This is a genomic window from Arthrobacter alpinus (assembly GCF_001294625.1).
Taxonomy (GTDB): Bacteria; Actinomycetota; Actinomycetes; order Actinomycetales; family Micrococcaceae; genus Specibacter; species Specibacter alpinus_A.
The window spans coordinates 3,974,953-3,991,713 of the sequence record NZ_CP012677.1; the positions used below are offsets into that span (position 1 = coordinate 3,974,953).

Here is a 16,761-nt window from a genome sequence, read left to right on the forward strand (position 1 = left end):
GCGCCTACTTGGCTGTGTCCGAACCGGTTGGTGAGGCGGGCTTTACTTCGTGACGGAGAGTACCCGTGTTGTTTTCCAGGTGGGCCCGCATGAACCATTGAAAGAGTTCAAGCTTGGCGGCGTGGCCGATAAGCATGTCCTCGGTGATCGGGTCCAGCTCACCGGCAGTGGATATCGCCTCGCGGTGGCTGGAGATCAGTCCGTCGTAGACGGCATCCAGGGCGGAGAGATGCTCGGCCGTGTCAGCCCGGCCGACGGGATAATCCTCCCAGCTACGCGCCTGCACCATGGCCCCGCAGAGACCGTTCGGGGCGACACCCAAGGTGGCCATGCGCTCCGCTGTTTCATCAATCATTGTTCGAACGAGCTCGATCTGCGGATCCAGCATCTCGTGGACACCGATGAAATCCCGACCAACCACGTTCCAGTGTGCGTGCTTGAGGGTGAGCTGGAGATCATTGAGGGCGTGCAGGCGATTTTGCAGCAACGCTCCCACCTTATGACCATCTTTGAGCGGCATGCCCGGAACAGTGAACTTTGCCTTTGAATTATTCTTTGCAACCACAAAAATCAACTCCTTACATACATTCGACAATTGACGTTCAACACTCGACGGAACGAAGACGCCAATAACCGGTGCCGGCTATGTTGCCTCGGCGATCTTTCCTTCATGGCCATATTGCAACACCGTAGCCTTTATACCGTAGCCTTCCACGCGGTTGCAAACATTTTGAGCGTTCGCTACATTGGACAACGTCAGCCCGCCACGGCGGGGCGAAACGATCCACAAGGAGAACCATCATGGCAGATGAGAACAACCCTGGACAGTTCGGAAACCGCAATGACACCGAAGAACAAGCACGCAAGGGCGGCCAGACCAGCAGCGGGAGTTTCGGAAGTGAAAACGCCGCCGACCCGTCCCAGGCCGGCAAGGAAGGCGCGCAAGCCTAGTCGCACGACGCCAAAGTTGAGGGCGGCCGCAACAGCCACCAGAATGATGGAAACAACACCAACCTATAAATACCAATGAATTGTTTGTATATTCCAAAGTGATAAGCGAATGGGTCGTTGAACGTGACCCCTAATTGATGCTTGCGCCGAATGCGGCTATTTGTAACAAATAGTTTATCCAAAACGATGGGCGTGCCATCATTCACGCTGAATGATGGCACGCCCGCCCTGCGTTGACCTGTTAATTGGCGATTTCTCCCGGGCCGCCACCGAGAAGGGAATTACCGCACCCTGGACAAACCGGGGCGGCACTTTGAAATGAGACGGTTGTATGAATCTCCGGCACTCCAGCAGCCACTTTCCGCTCAGCCTTCCAATCAGTTAGGGTTCGCGGTGGGAAGGTAGGCTTTCAGGTTTGGTTTGTCGTGGTGATGTGGGTCGGACCGGGCTGGGACGTCGGTGTGATTCCGGGGGAGTGCTGTGGAATGTGGTGGTCTTCTTTTCGGATCGTGGGCGGCTGTAAGCAGTGCATATACAGCGCTGTCCCTGTTCCGTGCCAGGTCGGCGACGATGCCTTGTTCGAAGAGGGCTAGCACCCTTGGATTGATGTAAGATTCGCGGGCGACCGTGGGTGTGTTGTGGAGCCATTCCGCGGCGTCGCGAACTGCGGCCGTCATGGCTTGCGGAGAGGAAGCGCCAGAACGGGATGAGCGGGATAGGGAACACGCTGCAACAACAGTGCCCTGCCACGTGCGGAAGTCCTTGGCGGTGAAGCCGTGCCCGGCGATCTCACCTAGGTAGGAGTTGATGTCTGTGTCCGAGACCGGTTTCCAGTCCTTGCGTCGTCCCGCGGTGATCGCATAGCAGATCGCGGGTCCCGATGGCGGGGTGCGGGGTATGGACGCCATGTATTCGGACAATAGCTTGTCTTTCAACCGCATGTCCCAATCTCCGGCCGATTTGCCGCGGAACACCAAGTGTATGAGATCGGCCTCTGCGGTGACATGACGCCGCTGCAGTGTGGTGGCGCCAAAAGAACCGTTTTCCATGGCGTACGCAGCCCCTCCCACGCGCAGCCCGGCCCTATCGATAAGCCGGACGCCAGCGGCCAACGCCCGGCGGCGGCCATCCGTGGTCCGTTGCAGGTCACGTGTGACGGCACGGCGGATAGTTGGTAGCCGTTGGGCAAAGGCCAAAGAGCGGATGAACTTCTCGCTGTCCCGGATTTCTCGCCATCTTGGATGATAAAGGTACTGCGTCCTCCCGGCCGCGTCGACGCCGGTGGCCTGAATGTGGGCGTTGGGCTGGGAAGCGATCCAGACATTGCTCCAGGCCGGCGGGACGGCCAGCTGGTGAATGCGCTCCAGCAGCGTTTCGGAGCGGATGCGCCGGCCATTGGCGGAGATATATGTGAATCCGCGCCCGGCCACCCGCCGGGTGATGCCGCCGGTTCCAGGCTCAATCCGGCGTAAGGGTTCGGCCACGGGCATTCCTTCCTAGATTAATTGCAAGCGCGGCCATCCGCCGTGCGGGTGAGCCGTCGCCGATGACTGACGATGGGTATGCCTAATCAGCCGGTTCTTGGGGGACTTCCTCGACATACGTTTCGCCTTCGGGGCTGGTGTAAATGATGGCGTTCGGTGTTTGTTGGTTCTTCTCCGCTTCGGCTGCACGTTCCGTGGGTGGAGCATCGATTGCCGAACGTTCGGCATCACCGAACACTGCGCCCAGTCCCTTCGAGTCGGCGGTGACAGCCCCCGGCGGTATGTTCTCTCCGTCCCCGCGGGGGTGTTCTGCCTCCGGCGATTCGACTTGGTTCAGGGTGGCGAAGGTGTGGGCGCCTTGGTGCAGCCAGCTCACGCGCACACTGGCGGAACCGTCCTCAGACGTGTCGACTTCGGTCAGTACTTCTGATTCCGGGGCACCCATCTCGAACAACTTGCGCTGGTAGGACGCTGTCAGTTCGACCAGGCTCTCTGGGGTCCATTCACCAGAGCGCATCCGGACGGAAATCTCCACTGGTTCAGCATGTGATTCTGTCATTTCAACCTCTCAATAGGGAGATATTGGGTTGGGGAATATCTGATTGACGGCGTAACGGTGGACTAGGAGTTGCGGAGCGCGTCAATCAGTTCCTGTTTGCGCTTGCAGGAGTATCCCTTCAGACCGATTTCCTTCGCCTTCGCTGTCAACTCGGCGACCGTCCATTCCTCATAGGAGCCGGCCTTGCCTCCCTTGCGCGCCAGGGCCGAACGCCCCTTCTTGGCGGCGGCATTGGAGATCCTGGCCGCTTTTTCCTTTGAAGCCCCGTCGCCGCGCAAGTCTTCATACAATCCTGGACCTTTCAGACTCGGACTCTTCTTCAATGGCACTTCACCTATCCGTATTTGCCACTCTATCGACATCCCCACACCCTTTAGATCATGTCTGGTGAATTTCAACGCTAAAGCCAGTCTCCTGCCGATGCAAGGACGTGTAGAAACCCCGGAGATCCAAACACCACACGGGCGAACACTGGGGACGAGCGAAACCGACTGCCAACGTTTGCCGCCACGCTTACCGTGCATGGTCCCGGCGTCAAACCCGGCAGGGGGCACAAGGCATCCAAAACGACCTTTGGGCACCCGGTGAGGACGGGTACGCAATGAGGCAGTTCCGAATGCCGCAATGCCGTGGTCTTCCTGACGGCCCTGGGGACTCGCCGAGGACAAGCCGAGACTTCCTCAACCGCCATCTGAGGGGAGGAGTTGATTGAGGCCTTGAGATTCGGCTGGGTCATCCCCTCCGGGCGGCTACTCGTGGCTGCTCTGGCGGCCCCGCTGCCGCGGCCGCTCCCCTTGAAGTAGCCGGGCATTGGTCACCACGGAATCTCTAGTGGGGATGGCTCGATCCCGATATAAGGCCGTCCCAAGCCGAACCGGCGCGATAAGTGACATTGGACCTGCGCGGACGCACACACACCGTCTAGCGGGGTACCTATAAGCGTAACGGGTGCTCCCTCGTGGTGTGATGGACGGTGGGGTAGGTCGGGAGTACTCTTTTGCTCGACAGCAGGTCTGTGGTGATGTCGAGCAGTGGCGTTCGCGGGGTGCTGGTCGTGCCGGCAGGCCGGGGATTGAGCTTTTTGTGTGGTGGACGGTCGATACGAGGGTCCCGCCTTTTTGGTTCTTCACCGGGAGTTTTCATGAGCAGGTGGCCAGCTGGTGATCGTTCCGGTGGCGGCAATGATGACGCCCCGCCTCTGGTGTGCACGGTGTGTGGCAGCGCCGATGACTTGGTAATCGAGGCGATCGAGTCCACGAGTCCTGCAATGCCAGATTTTGTTTCCATTGAGTATTCCTGTGCTGCCTGCGAGTGTTTCTACGCCCATGACGCGACCGTCGCGCAGGTCGCCGCCCTGCTGCCGGAACAGGCCACCGTCCCGGGGGTCCTGCGATTCGGTGACCATTTCCTCCATTGCGGTGAACCGATGGAGGAGATGTTGGGTCCGTTTCCCGTCACCATACAGAACGGCGGGAAGGCACTCCCCTGCCGATCGCGGTGGCCAAAGGCGCGTTGCACTGCGGTTCAGGGTGCACCCTGGGCGACCTGGTGGCCGAGACCCTCGCCTTCCTCGCCCCGGCCGTTCTCGTCCCGCTCGGCTTCCCCGGCTTCTTCAGAGAGCGGATGTTTGCGGTATGGATTATCGACTTCGTTTTCGCATTCGTCATCGGCGTGGCCTTCCAATACTTCGCGATCGCCCCGATGCGGAACCTGGGTCTGCGAACGGGGCTGTGGGCTGCGGTCAGGGCCGATGCCCTCTCCCTCATCTCCTGGTAGGTCGGAATGTACGGATTTATGGCACTGGCCATGTTCGGGATCTATCGACCCTGGCTCGGCCAAATACCCGAGGCGAACTCATCGGTGTTCTGGTTCACGATGCAATTCGCGATGGTCGCAGGTTTCGTCACGGACTACCCCACGAACTTGGCCCTCGTGCGCAGCGGCATCAAGGAACGGATGTAGCCCCGATCCGCCCGACCAGTCGGCACCCGCACGCCCCCGTCAGAAACGGAATCCGCTCCACTCCACGACAAAGCCCACCGGGTACGTGGTAGCGGAGTTTCCCTTGGTGAGTGGGCATCAGTTCTGTGACGAAGGCTTCCCGCTCAGCTCAGTGATTTTGCCCCACCACGACACGGTGGTTGGCATCCAAACGTCGTGTCCATACGCGGGAGTCAAGGTATTCAAGCAGGGGAACCACGATACGTCTTGTTGTGTTGAGCGCTTGTTGTGCCTGACTTGTGGTGAAGGGCTGCTCCAGACGGGTCAGCGTGCGCATTGCTAAGGCCGGCGCTGTGGGCAGGAGAACGATCCCGTCATGCAGCCGCAGCAACCGCCCGGTGCGCTCGGCAGCGGCCAGTTCACGCGTGCCTAAGCCCAGGGAAGCCAGTTCGTCGGCATCGGGGGCATGGAACACGTCCTCGGTAAGCCTGCGTTCCAACTCGGTGATCGCTGGCCCGGCGGGACCAAGGAGGTGTGTACTCCCGGCGAGACGGATGTGGCCTCCCTGTTGTTCCAGTCCTGCACCGCGGACGACGGCGGTAGGAAGCTTGTCATCGGGGAGTTTGAGCAGGTCCCGCGCCGCTCCTTGAGACAGTCCGGCGTCTAGGGATCATGCGCTTGCCGGGTCTGCAGAGTTTTTAGTTCGCGGCCAGGCGACGGGAACCTCTTAGCTGACATTATCTAGGTTATCGGTGTTCCATAAGCTTTTGTATTCCATAAGGTTATGGAGTACCATATAGAGTATGGCAATCAAGTTCGCGGCATCGGCAGATAAGCATGGCGTACCTCATGAGGATGCCTGCACGCCATTGCCAATGAGCTGTATTCCGAAGCTAATTTCAGCGATCCCCGGGTGCCTGGTCGGGGTAAACCAACTTTGTTCATGGGTCCGCCTCGTCAGCTTGGTGGGCCGCTCTTGGAAGTCATGGTGGAGATCGCCCCGCCGCGGGACGTGTTTATCTTCCACGTGATGGAAGCTCGTCCGAAGATCCTAGAAAGGATGAAAAACAATGACTAAGAAAGATGCTTCGGAACTGAACGCCGAAGAGGAAGCCCGCTACCAGCAGATGGCAGACTGGGCCGAAAATGGGTTGCCCCAGGCAAAGCCCTCTGGCATAGTGCGCCGTGGATCAGAAGCTGCCGCACACGGGCGGTCCATTCTTCTGGAAGCTGGCATGGATCCGGCCGAGCTGGACCGTCTGATTGGCGGGCGCCCCAACCTGGACCCTGACGCCAAGCCCGGAAAGCACTCGCCTCATCTGAACCTCCGCGTCACTGAAGATCTCAAGCAGCAGCTCAAGGACCTTGCTGCCGAGCGCCAAATCAATTCCAGCGATTTGGTCAGAGAAATCCTGACAGCGGGTGTGCATCAGATGCAGCAGTCCCGCAAGCGGGAAAAGCACCCGGCCTGATAAAAACTGCAGCCGCACCAATCGACCGTTAAAGACAGTCCCCGACAACTGATACCAAAGCCGGCCCATCCTTTCAAAAAAGTTTGGACGTGTGGAGTTCAGCAGTTCGTGGCGGTGCCCTGTGATGGCTCGGTGCCGCAGTTCTGGGCCCAGCATCGTCTCCCACCCCACCGGATGCAAGGCATTGTCCCCAACCAGCCGTTCTTGACGGCTGGTTGGGTGCACCTGCGCCAAATATCGGTGTGAGAATACCGCCATTTATTGCAACGATCCATAGGCGTGGACTGCCGGTGCTGGGGAGCGGCTAGTGGGTGTCCCATTAATGGTTCCTTTGATGGGACGAAATGTTGACAATCATTGAGTCTCTAACCGGTGCAACTATTGATTCAGTTACGGCTGCGCCAACCAGGAAGGGCAGCGTCCAAGGCTTCAAGTCTCCACTGGCGCAGTGTCTTCTCGGCCCGTCTTTGATGTTGGACGTGTAGCCAGACGCCGAGGGTATGTTCGAGCTCGGTCTGGAACCGCTTGTACCGAGGGAGTTGGCCCGTGGCAGCGACGTACTCCTTGAGCTGGGCGAGACGTGTGTGCCATTGCTGGTCTAGTTGTTGTTGTCGGGTTTCAATGCTCCACCCGGGCAGGCTGTCCAGCAGGACCTTTTTGGGTGTAGACAGGGCACCGATTCGGTAGGCGAGTCGTTGCGCGTTGAGCCAGGCGTGGAGGGATTCTTCTTTTTTGTCGCCGGTGCAGGCTGGGGGCCGGTTGTGTTCGGCATGGAAGGCAGTGACGTCCTTGAGGCGCCGGCGCCATGTTGTGGTGGGGCGATCGGGGTCTCTGGATACAAACGATGCGTTATGCCGGTCACGGAGTCCGGGTTGGTAGCCTTCTCGAACTTGAAGGTGTCGATGAACAGTGCTGCGTTTGTGGTGGCACCGGTCGGCTATTTCACGCACGGTCAGGCCAGCTTCGTACATCAGGTCCCATTCGGGGTGCCTGGACGTTTCCCACCCTCCCATGTCTGAGACACTAGCCCACAGAGCATCAGGTGGACCAGAGCGCACATCAAGACTCGGCCACCCTTATTTCGTCTGCCGACCGGGGTGGCAAAGAAGTCGAGCTACGTGTTTGGGGATGTTGGCGCGCGAACAGTCATGGCCTTCTGTGTACCAAAAATTGGATCCGTGCGCAGATGGTCCCAAGATTTTTGGCATAGCTTGTGGGAAGGTCAAGTTGGGGTCTGGGGAAGATCTGCCCGGAAATTCTCTAATGATTCTTGGTAGGCCTGGTGCCCACTGTCAGGATAGGTGCCACTGCTTCTCGACGTGACTCGATCTTTCTCTGGCGACGAATTCATCTGTCCTATTTTTGACTCGTCCATTGAATGGCAGTGGCATCAGCCTGGCCCCTTGCCTTGGCTTGATAAAAGGTTGACCACACCAGCGATGGTGCGTGTCTCATTAGAGATCTGCCGGACAAGACTTGAACACCAGATGCGATGCCACCAAATAGCGGCAACGACTGGAAAGCAGGATCACCATCATGGCCCTTGTGGCAGAACAATACGATTACGTCATCGGTATCGACACGCACTCGCGTATCCACACGTACGCCGTCATCAACACCAACACTGGAGCCAAAATCGGTGTGAAACATTCCCCGTCACCAAACCCGGGATGAACCGTGCCATCGCCTGGATCCGCAGGAATACCTCCGGGGAGATCTTGGCATCCATTGAGGGAACCAACTCCTACGGGTCTTCTATTCGCCGTGCGCTCATTGTTGAGGGAGTGCGCGTAGTGGAGGTGAAGCCGCCAAGGAAGAAGGCACGTCATGGGGTCGGAAAATCCGATCCGATCGACGCATTTGCTGCAGCTAGGAGTGTTCTGGGACAAGAGACAGAGTTGCTGCTTCATCCCCGTTGTGACGGAGAACGTGCTGCGATCAGCGTGCTTTTGGCTGCACGGCGCCGTATCGATCATCAGCGCACCGCAAACCGCAATGCCTTGAATGCCCTGGTGCAATTAGTCGACTTAGGGGTTGATGCCCGCCATGCGTTGACCGACGCCCAGCTCAAGGAAATCAGTGAGTGGCGCACACGCGAGCATGACAACAAAGACCAGCGGGTCGCCCGGGCCGAGGCTATCGACCTGGCAAAATCCATCAAGACCAGCAAGGCAAGGCTCAAAGAAATCGAGGCTGAGTTGGTTGACCTTGATGAGAAAATGGCGCCGGGATTGCAGGATCAATTTGGTATGGGTCCGGTGACCGTCGGGATCATCTTGGCCGCGTATTCACACCAGGGCCGGGTTCGCTCTGAAGCTGCCTTCGCAGCCCTAGCCGTCACTTCACCACTCCAAGCATCCTCCGGGAACACCAAACGGTACAGACTTAACCTCGGAGGCGACAGGCAACTGAACATGGCCTTGGACATCATTGCCAAGAACCGTATGAGATTCGATGAGAAAACCAAGGCCTACGTCGAGCGACGAACCGCAGAGGGACTGAGCTACCGAGAAATCAAAAGATGCTTGAAACGGTTCCTCGCCCGATCAATTTTTAGGCAACTCGAAGCACTTGGGGCTTGATTTAATCCATAAAAGGGTCAAAAAAGACAGCGGTATCAAACCCGGGACGGTTTAGTCTGCCCTCGTTCCGTGTCGAGGCTTGGCAACAAGATGAAATGTGAATGCAGCACGGGGACATTGTGTGGAACTTGACTATGATGCTTTCAAAGTCTGCACCATAAGTGCACCACAACATCCCAGAAATGACGAAAACCCCCGGTAAACCGGGGGTTTTCATTGGCGGTGACGGTGGGATTTGAACCCACGTCAGGCTCTCACCTGAACAACATTTCGAGTGTTGCACCTTCGGCCGCTCGGACACGTCACCAACGCGTCAACAATACCGGCTTAGAGCGCTGGAGCAAAAATGGCGGTTTCCATCCCACCTAATATGTCCGATCCATGGTGCAAGATAAGCACATGGACACTCCAACGCAACGTGCCTGGAGCTGGCACAAACAAGGCCTGGACGGATCGCTGGAGGGGAGCACCAGCGCCGAAATATTCACCAAGGCAGGGTGGGCCCGGTCCGTGGGCGGCGCAAACCCCTACCTGACACTCTTCTCCCGGGCGGGGATCCGCAGGGATGTGGCCGACGCCGACGTCGCCGCAGTGCGCATCCACGAACTTCCGACGGCGCGCGGCTGCACCTACGTCCTCGGGGCTGACGACTTCGCCTGGGCTCTGACTCTGGGGCGGGCGGCGGCCGACGCTTCGGTGAAGATCCTGGACAAACTCGGCGTGGACCGTCGGGAAATCGACGAGCTTGCCGCGAAGACCCTGGCATTACTCCAGGATGCCGCCAGCAACGGCACCGGCGCCCTGGACCCGAAGCAGCTCAGGGACAGCCTTGGCGACGCCGTCCGCAGTTTGGGCGAGGAAGGCAAGAAGAAGGGGGCCTCCACCACCCTGCCCACCGTGCTGGGGATGCTCCAGGCCGGCGGGCGCATCCGGCGCGTCCCGCTAAACGGCCGGCTGGACCAGCAACGCTACGCTTACACCTTCTGGGGGCTGGAGCCCGCGCCGGAAACCACAGAACAAGCCCGCGCCACCTTGATGGAACGGTATCTGGGCTGGACGGGCGGGGCCACACTCAAGCAAACCCAGTGGTTCACAGCCTTTACCGTGGCGCAAACCAAGGCAGCGCTCGCAGCAGCCCAGGCCGTGGAAGTTGACGGGCTGTGGCTGCTGCCCGCAGACACCGACGAGAGGGAAAACTATACGGCGCCGCGGGAGGAGAAGATCCAGCTGCTCGCCGGCACCGATGCGCTCTTCCTGCTCAGGCGCAACGCCGCCAGCCACTTTGCGCAGGATGATCAGGACCGTCAGCTGCTCACCCAGAAACTGGCACTCCAGGCCGATCTTCCCGACCATCCCATCGTGGACCGCGGCCTCATCATCGGCTTGTGGCAGTACGATCCTGGTAACAAACGGATCGCGCACTGGCTCTTCAATGAACCCACCACGGCGGTGATGCACCGGATCAAGGAGGTGGAGGCGTTCATTCGCGATGACCTGGGCGACTTCCGCAGCTTCAGCTTGGACTCGCCGTCGAGCAGGCAAAAACGCATCGACGCCATCAACGCCGCCTGACAGTCAGCTAGCTACGCCCCCGCTTTGCGCCACACAATCTGTTCACCAAGTGAAACACTCATCTCCCCGGGTTGGGGGGCTTCCCCGGCCAGCAAATACGGTTGCACGATGCTCAGCGACACGCCTTCGACGTGCTCGGCCGCCAGGTGGATGGCGTCGGTGCCCTGGTTCGGAAGTGAGATGTTTGAAACCACGATGGCGGCCCTGAGTTCGTCGTGGCGCTTGGAGAGGCCGTGGTAGCAGTCGGCGATGATCTCGCTCGACCCCGAGGCATCCTCCTCGCGGGGTTCGGCCATGATGAAAGCAGGCTTGCCGTCGGTGCCGATGGCGGCGGCAAACGGGACGAACTCGCCGTACTTGGCCAGACACTGGTGCGCGAACGGCAGCGCCATGTTCAGCAAGCCTTCCAAGTCTTCCTGTGCCGCCTCGGACACGGAATCACGCCATGATGTCACAGTCCACCCTCGCAGAAAATAGTTGTCCACCCGGTTTCCGGGCTCCGGAGCAGACTTTACCAAGGCGGTGCGCGTTACCAGGGCTCGCTAGCGGTGTCCGCTGAAGAAGTCCCTCAACAGTGCAGCGCATTCCTCCTCCCGGACGCCGGGGAAGACCTCCACCCAGTGGTTGAGGCGGCGTTCGCGCAGCACGTCAAAAACCGACCCCGCTGCTCCGGCCTTCTCATCCCAGGCCCCAAAGACGACGCGCGGCACACGTGCCAGCACAATGGCCCCGGCACACATGGTGCACGGTTCCAGGGTCACCACCAGGGTGCAACCTGCAAGACGCCAAGAGCCCAGCTTCTTGGCCGCCTCGCGGATGGCCACCACCTCGGCATGCGCCGTGGGGTCTCCATGTGCTTCACGTTCGTTGCGCCCCAAACCGAGGACTTCGCCGTCGTTCCCTATGACCACGGCACCGATCGGCACGTCCCCCGTGAGGAGGGCGCGGCGGGCTTCAGAGAGGGCCAAGCCCATCCACTGGGCGTGCATAGCCGTGGTGGTGGTCTCGATTGGGTTGAAATTCGCGGTGGAGGGCACGGCTCAATGGTAGCTTTTATCTATGCGCGTACTGGTTGCGGATCATCCGCTGATTGCCCACAAGTTGACCGTTCTGCGGGACAAGAACACTCCGTCCCCCATTTTCCGGCAGTTGACCGAAGAACTTGTCACTTTGCTGGCCTATGAGGCAACCCGTGAAGTTCGGGTTCAACCCGTGAAAATTGAGACCCCCGTGACCTCCACGATTGGCACCGGGTTGTGCAAGCCCACACCCCTGGTGGTGCCGATCCTGCGTGCCGGCCTGGGCATGCTCGAGGGTATGACCCGGCTGTTGCCCACCGCCGAGGTAGGCTTCCTGGGTATGGCCCGCAACGAGGAAACCCTCGAGGCCATCACCTATGCTGAACGCCTCCCCGAGGACCTGACAGGGCGCCAGGTCTACGTCCTGGATCCCATGCTGGCCACCGGCGCCACCCTGATCGAAGCCTTCAAGTTCCTCTTTGACCGCGGCGCCGCGGACATCACCTGCATCTGCCTACTGGCCGCCCCCGAGGGCCTGGCCAAACTTGAAGCCGCCCACGGCGACCGCGACAACGTTCATATTGTGCTGGCCTCCATTGACGAGGGCCTGGACGAAAACTCTTACATCGTGCCGGGTCTAGGCGACGCCGGCGACCGCCTGTACGGCGTGGTGGACTGACCCTTGTGACGAGAACGGGGCCAACCCGCGAGAACGGGTATATTACCCACCGTTCTCGCGGGTTGGCCCCGTTCTGGCGTTAAAAGCGGGCTTAGTACCAGCCGACGGCGTTCGAGTGTCCCCACGCGCCGCACGGGGTGCCGTAGCGCCCCGCGATGTACGTCAATCCCCACGCGATCTGGGTTTGGTAGTTGGTGGCCCAGTCCGCGCCGACGCTTTCCATCTTGCTCGCTGGCAGTGATTGGGCAATCCCGTAGGCGCCGCTGGAGGGATTTTCCGCCGACGTGAGCCAGCTGGATTCGCGTTCCCACAGCTGGGTCAGGCAGCTCATTTGCTCTGCGCCCCAGCCGCGGGCGCTCAAAGTTGTGGCGGCGTAGGCTTTCGCGGCGGCCGGGTTGTCGGCAACTACGGCTGCGGCGGGCGCTGCCGTGGGGCTCCCCACCGCAGTGACGGCGTCGGCCTGGCTCTTGACAGTGGGCGAGGTGCTAGATGCGGTGCTGGAGCCGAGCGGGACGCTGGAAAATGCGATGGCCGCATCAGACGGTGCGGAAATGGCCGACGGCGCTGCATTGGACGCGGTGGTCGATGTCAGGCTGGCTGCCGAGAAGTCAGCGGGGGCATTGTGGGCACCAGCCTGGGTCAAACCTCCGCCGGCTAGCAGTGCCCCGGCGATGGCAACGACTGCCATGCGTTTGGCCGGACTTACGCGCCGGGCGTTGCTGTGGGAGGCGGCCGCACTGGCGGACCCGGGGCGTTTGGCTTCTTGGCGGGAAGGATCTTGGCGGGAAGGATTGCTGGCGGAATCGGCGCGGCGGCGGCCGCGCGCAGGTGTATCGGGCATAGTGAACAGGACCTCTCTACGCCTGCGAGGTGAGCTGTCGGGAACGGATGAGAGCATCCGGCCAGGCGCCGGGCAAAAAAATGCCCGCGCTTTGGTTTAACCCCAAGGACTTCCAAGGTGGAGGCCCGCAAAGATTGGGTCCCCCGTCTCTGCCATCAGTGTGAACGGGAAATGGGCGGCGGCAGAGCTCGGCGAACCGTCCATTTGCGCCCTGGAACCGTTGGTGTTTCGGTAGGCACTTTCCCAACTTTACGCAACGAAACCGCGTATGTCACATTTTGGTAACGGGCATGACGGGACAGCCATTTACTTAGCAATGCTAATGACCTAGGCTAAGGAAAACGAGATACGTAACTTTTTCAGCGGACAGATGCAGGCGATGACTGAGGCTTCAACAGCATTTACGACGGCGGAACATGGTCCGCCACTGCCTCTCGCCGGGTGCGAGGAGACTCCGGACCAAACACGAACTGCGGATGCGGGCCTCCTTGCCGCCGAACTGCGTGTAGCGATCATGCGCACCTCCCGCCGGGTGCGGGCAGAGGGGGCTTCCCGGGAAATCAGCCCCGGACAATATTCGGTGCTAGTGGGCGTCGTGGACGGCGCCCGGACCTCCGGGCAACTCGCCGAACGCGAGCAGATTCAGGCGCCATCGATGACCCGCATAGTCAACGGACTGGTGGCTGCCGGCTTCGTCACCCGCGAGGCCAGCCCCCAGGACGGACGGCAGGTGTTGGTGCGAATAACCAGCGCCGGAACCGAGGTGCTCCGGCAGGCCCGCTCGCGGCGGACGCAATGGTTGGCCCAACGCGTTGCCGCCCTGACCACTGAAGAGCGTGCCACACTTCACCGGGCTGCCCTGATCCTGACGGAGATGAGCGGCTCGTGAATTCCATGTTCCGTGCCCTGAAGGTGTTCAACTACCGGCTCTGGGTGACCGGAGCGTTGGTGTCCAACATTGGCACCTGGATGCAACGCGTGGCCCAGGACTGGCTGGTGCTGACCATCTTGACCAACCATTCCGGAACTGCCGCCGGCATCACCACCGGACTGCAGTTCTTGCCCATTCTCTTTCTGGGCCCCTTCGCCGGCCTGGTGGGCGACCGCGTGAACAAGAGAAAGCTGTTGCTGTGGACCCAGAGCGCCATGGGGCTCTTCGCCCTGCTGCTGGGCCTGCTGGTGATCACCCACACGGTGGAGCTGTGGCACGTGTATTTGCTGGCATTCTTGCTCGGTGTGGCCAGCGCCTTTGACGCCCCGTCACGGCAGGCATTTGTCTCAGAAGTCGTCGATAAAGAAGATATCCCCAACGCCGTCGCCCTTAACAGTGCCTCCTTCAACCTGGCCCGCCTGGCAGGCCCCGGGATTGCCGGGCTGGTGATTGCCTTCTTTGGGACAGGTCCGGCCTTCTTGATCAATGCGGCAAGCTTCCTGGCGGTGATCATTTCGCTATGGCGCATGCGTGTCTGCGAATTGCAGCCTGCGGTGCAGGTGCCACGGGCCAAGGGGCAGATTCGCGAAGGGTTCAGCTACATCCGCCAACGGCCGGATCTGATGATGATCATGTTTCTGGTGTTCATGGTGGGCACCTTTGGCATGAATTTCCAGATCACCAATGCCCTTATGGCCACTACCGTGTTCCATCTGGGGCCCGGTGAGTATGGGCTTCTGGGATCCGTCATGGCTGTCGGTACGCTGGCGGCAGCCCTCATGGCGGCGCGGCGCAAGAGGATGCGGATGCTTTACATCGTGGGCGGGGCCTTTGCATTTGGGGTAACCGTTGCCATCGCCGCGTTCATGCCCACCTTCTTGCTCTATGCCCTTGCCTTGGTCCCTGTGGGGCTGGCGTCGTTGACATTCCTGAACGCCTGCAACACCACCGTCCAGCTGACCACCGATTCAGCCATGCGTGGACGTGTCTTGGCGGTTTACATGATGGTCCTGCAAGGTGGCACGCCCATTGGGGCGCCCTTGGTTGGCTGGATCGCCACCGAATTTGGAGCCCGCTGGTCGCTGGGGATCGGCGCCGTGGTGGCTGTAGTCTGTTCGGCGATTGCCATGGTCATGATGAACCGGCGCAACAATATCCGCTTCCGGGACCAGTTCCAAAGCATGCGGCCATTTGCCGTGGCCCGCATCCTGCACCGATAAGCGCCGCCACCGCTTGCGTCGGTGCTAGCTCTGATACAGCACAGTGCGGGCGGACCTGGAGCCGGTGATCCGCAACCTTTGCTGACCTACCGTAGAAGGCTGGGAGAAAACCGAACGCCGCCGATCGTTTGCGAGGACATCATAGACATGCTTTTTTGTGAAATGAATATATTCGTCGATAATCGCCTTTTCGTAGAATTTATGACAATAAAATCCGACAAGATCTTTAGGAAGTTTGACACAAAGCGTCATTTACGGTGCAATTGAGACTAAAGATACATTGTCGCCTTGGTCACAAATGGCCCGTCAGTCTCAAATGGTGGACACTTCCCCCCTTTGTTACTTGCACGTTCGGATTGTTACGTAGGAGACTAGCTAGTGTGAACAACCACTCAGTGAATTCTGCAGCAACAGTCCTCGTCCGGGCCACGGGACAGATGTTGATGCGCTGTCGAATGCAGGCCTAGCCGGACCCCTTTGTTTTATGCATTTTCGGCCACTGGCCGGCTCGCAACCGGGCAGTTAGTTCCGGTTTCCAGCACACGAGGAAAGCATTCGCGCCGTAGCATACGGCCATACACCTAGGTAGTTCAATGTCTGTAGCATCCGGATACGTCCATATCTCTGTTCGCAACGCCGCCAAAGCTGTAGCCCGTGGCGGCTCACAAAACCCGCTGAACCGCAGCCTGCACCAGGATCAGCCATCCTACGAAGGCCCGGCCTCCTACCGGCGGGACGCTGATGCCATGTCCTCCCGCTTTCGCACCGTTCCCACCAACGACACCAACCCGATGACTGCGCCCACCCCTGTGGTTGCAGGCGGTGACAAGCTGCGTGGTGTCGCCACTGACAACGTTGCCCGCGGCTTCGTCCTTTACGTTGGCGTGGATGAGGACACCGCGGCCGCGGCCGGGACCTCCCTTGCCAAGCTCGCACAAGAAATCCGGGCCTATGCCCAGACTTTGGTGCCCCAGGCCCAGAGCTATGCGGCCGTGGCCATCGCGCCGTCGGATGCGGTGGGGACACCGCTGGACGTGGTGCGCTCCACCTTTGGTGACCCCACGGTGCTTACCCGCCAGCGTCAAGAAGCCCTCCGCCTCCCCGTAGCCACCGAACAGCGACCCACGGGTGTGCTGATCGACTTGGCCCGCCGTGAAGTACACCTTGACGGCGATACCCTGAACCTCACGTTCAAGGAATTTGAGCTGTTGAACTACTTGGTGGAAAACGGTACCCGCACCGTGGGCCGTGACGAACTCCTTGAAGGGCTGTGGAGCAACGCCGACGAGGTCCCCAATGAGCGGACCATCGATGTGCACATCCGCCGTCTGCGTTCGAAGTTGGGCCGCCTGGCCAATACGGTGCGCACCGTCCGTGGCGAGGGTTACCGTTTCTACGAGCACCCCGAAGTGGTTGTTTGGGCCGCACCGGAATACTCCATCTAGCGGTTGCCCCGGACCAGTTCAGGAACGTGCGACGGCGGTCGGGTCACCTTAGGTGAGCTGACCGC

General features: G+C 60.1%; 18 protein-coding genes, 1 tRNA gene, 2 pseudogenes and 1 riboswitch. Of the genes and pseudogenes, 10 read left to right on the top strand and 11 right to left on the bottom strand.

Annotated features, from left to right (window positions below):
* Positions 1-4 precede the first annotated feature (4 nt).
* Positions 5-565 (bottom strand): Dps family protein, encoded by a 561-nt coding sequence (locus AOC05_RS18215; RefSeq protein ID WP_420480372.1) that lies wholly within the window; start codon positions 563-565, stop codon positions 5-7.
* Positions 566-801: 236 nt separating this feature from the next.
* On the opposite strand from AOC05_RS18215, the gene AOC05_RS19895 reads away from it, so the two are divergent.
* A complete protein-coding gene (locus tag AOC05_RS19895) occupies positions 802-951 on the top strand; it encodes a hypothetical protein (protein ID WP_197277854.1) in 150 nt (49 codons plus the stop codon).
* A gap of 377 nt (positions 952-1,328) precedes the next feature.
* Here the strand turns inward: AOC05_RS19895 and AOC05_RS18220 are convergent, their stop codons facing one another.
* The 4 genes from AOC05_RS18220 to AOC05_RS18235 all read right to left on the bottom strand — a co-directional run bounded on the left by AOC05_RS18220 (position 1,329) and on the right by AOC05_RS18235 (position 4,399).
* Entirely contained in the window at positions 1,329-2,435 is a 1,107-nt protein-coding gene (locus AOC05_RS18220) for a DNA topoisomerase IB (protein ID WP_082358258.1), read from the bottom strand.
* Positions 2,436-2,517: 82 nt separating this feature from the next.
* Positions 2,518-2,994: a hypothetical protein gene (locus tag AOC05_RS19900; RefSeq protein WP_197277855.1), complete on the bottom strand. Its 477-nt coding sequence runs from the start codon at positions 2,992-2,994 to the stop codon at positions 2,518-2,520.
* 62 nt (positions 2,995-3,056) lie between these two features.
* The gene (locus AOC05_RS18230; RefSeq protein ID WP_420480373.1) at positions 3,057-3,356 is read right to left on the bottom strand and encodes a DUF7218 family protein; all 300 of its coding nucleotides are present in this window, start codon (positions 3,354-3,356) and stop codon (positions 3,057-3,059) included.
* 764 nt (positions 3,357-4,120) lie between these two features.
* Positions 4,121-4,399 carry a hypothetical protein gene (locus tag AOC05_RS18235; RefSeq protein WP_062009030.1) on the bottom strand — a complete coding sequence of 93 codons (279 nt, stop codon included), beginning with the start codon at positions 4,397-4,399 and terminating at the stop codon, positions 4,121-4,123.
* A 143-nt stretch (positions 4,400-4,542) separates the two neighbouring features.
* On the opposite strand from AOC05_RS18235, the pseudogene AOC05_RS20285 reads away from it, so the two are divergent.
* Positions 4,543-4,956, top strand: a pseudogene (locus AOC05_RS20285) (DUF4396 domain-containing protein).
* Between the two features lie 148 nt (positions 4,957-5,104).
* Here AOC05_RS20285 and AOC05_RS20290 read toward each other — a convergent pair.
* Complete coding sequence (locus tag AOC05_RS20290) at positions 5,105-5,410, bottom strand: SelB C-terminal domain-containing protein (RefSeq protein ID WP_062009036.1); 306 nt, start codon at positions 5,408-5,410, stop codon at positions 5,105-5,107.
* On the opposite strand from AOC05_RS20290, the gene AOC05_RS20295 reads away from it, so the two are divergent.
* On the top strand, positions 5,402-5,602 hold the full coding sequence (locus AOC05_RS20295; protein WP_231687149.1) for a hypothetical protein: 201 nt from the start codon (positions 5,402-5,404) through the stop codon (positions 5,600-5,602). The genes AOC05_RS20290 and AOC05_RS20295 overlap by 9 nt on opposite strands.
* 403 nt (positions 5,603-6,005) lie before the next feature.
* Positions 6,006-6,407: a hypothetical protein gene (locus AOC05_RS18260; RefSeq protein ID WP_062009037.1), complete on the top strand. Its 402-nt coding sequence runs from the start codon at positions 6,006-6,008 to the stop codon at positions 6,405-6,407.
* Positions 6,408-6,793: 386 nt separating this feature from the next.
* Here AOC05_RS18260 and AOC05_RS18265 read toward each other — a convergent pair whose 3' ends face one another.
* On the bottom strand, positions 6,794-7,378 hold the full coding sequence (locus AOC05_RS18265; protein WP_062009040.1) for a Helicase associated domain protein: 585 nt from the start codon (positions 7,376-7,378) through the stop codon (positions 6,794-6,796).
* 565 nt (positions 7,379-7,943) lie between these two features.
* Here AOC05_RS18265 and AOC05_RS18270 point away from each other — a divergent pair.
* Positions 7,944-8,989: pseudogene (locus AOC05_RS18270) on the top strand (IS110 family transposase).
* Between the two features lie 217 nt (positions 8,990-9,206).
* On the opposite strand, the gene AOC05_RS18275 reads toward AOC05_RS18270, so the two are convergent.
* Positions 9,207-9,296 (bottom strand) — tRNA-Ser (locus AOC05_RS18275).
* 92 nt (positions 9,297-9,388) lie between these two features.
* On the opposite strand from AOC05_RS18275, the gene AOC05_RS18280 reads away from it, so the two are divergent.
* Positions 9,389-10,561 (top strand): DNA glycosylase AlkZ-like family protein, encoded by a 1,173-nt coding sequence (locus AOC05_RS18280; protein WP_230085428.1) that lies wholly within the window; start codon positions 9,389-9,391, stop codon positions 10,559-10,561.
* Between the two features lie 11 nt (positions 10,562-10,572).
* On the opposite strand, the gene AOC05_RS18285 is transcribed toward AOC05_RS18280, so the two are convergent.
* Both AOC05_RS18285 and tadA read right to left on the bottom strand, forming a co-directional pair.
* Positions 10,573-11,016: a hypothetical protein gene (locus AOC05_RS18285; protein ID WP_154604866.1), complete on the bottom strand. Its 444-nt coding sequence runs from the start codon at positions 11,014-11,016 to the stop codon at positions 10,573-10,575.
* 87 nt (positions 11,017-11,103) lie between these two features.
* A complete protein-coding gene (gene tadA / locus AOC05_RS18290; RefSeq protein ID WP_062010023.1) occupies positions 11,104-11,550 on the bottom strand; it encodes a tRNA adenosine(34) deaminase TadA in 447 nt (148 codons plus the stop codon).
* A 70-nt stretch (positions 11,551-11,620) separates the two neighbouring features.
* Here tadA and upp point away from each other — a divergent pair, with 70 nt between their 5' ends.
* A complete protein-coding gene (gene upp / locus AOC05_RS18295) occupies positions 11,621-12,259 on the top strand; it encodes a uracil phosphoribosyltransferase (protein WP_062009046.1) in 639 nt (212 codons plus the stop codon).
* Positions 12,260-12,350: 91 nt separating this feature from the next.
* Here the strand turns inward: upp and AOC05_RS18300 are convergent, their stop codons facing one another.
* The gene (locus AOC05_RS18300; RefSeq protein WP_062009055.1) at positions 12,351-13,100 is read right to left on the bottom strand and encodes a hypothetical protein; all 750 of its coding nucleotides are present in this window, start codon (positions 13,098-13,100) and stop codon (positions 12,351-12,353) included.
* A gap of 7 nt (positions 13,101-13,107) precedes the next feature.
* Positions 13,108-13,288: riboswitch (cyclic di-AMP (ydaO/yuaA leader) on the bottom strand.
* 191 nt (positions 13,289-13,479) lie between these two features.
* Here AOC05_RS18300 and AOC05_RS18305 point away from each other — a divergent pair.
* The 3 genes from AOC05_RS18305 (at position 13,480) to AOC05_RS18315 (ending at position 16,696) form a co-directional block, all read left to right on the top strand.
* Entirely contained in the window at positions 13,480-13,989 is a 510-nt protein-coding gene (locus tag AOC05_RS18305) for a MarR family winged helix-turn-helix transcriptional regulator (RefSeq protein WP_082358261.1), read from the top strand.
* Positions 13,990-13,994: 5 nt separating this feature from the next.
* Positions 13,995-15,251, top strand: a complete 1,257-nt coding sequence (locus AOC05_RS18310) for an MFS transporter (RefSeq protein ID WP_062010025.1) — start codon at positions 13,995-13,997, stop codon at positions 15,249-15,251.
* A gap of 593 nt (positions 15,252-15,844) precedes the next feature.
* Positions 15,845-16,696 (top strand): winged helix-turn-helix domain-containing protein, encoded by an 852-nt coding sequence (locus tag AOC05_RS18315; protein WP_062009058.1) that lies wholly within the window; start codon positions 15,845-15,847, stop codon positions 16,694-16,696.
* The last annotated feature ends 65 nt before the right edge of the window (positions 16,697-16,761 follow it).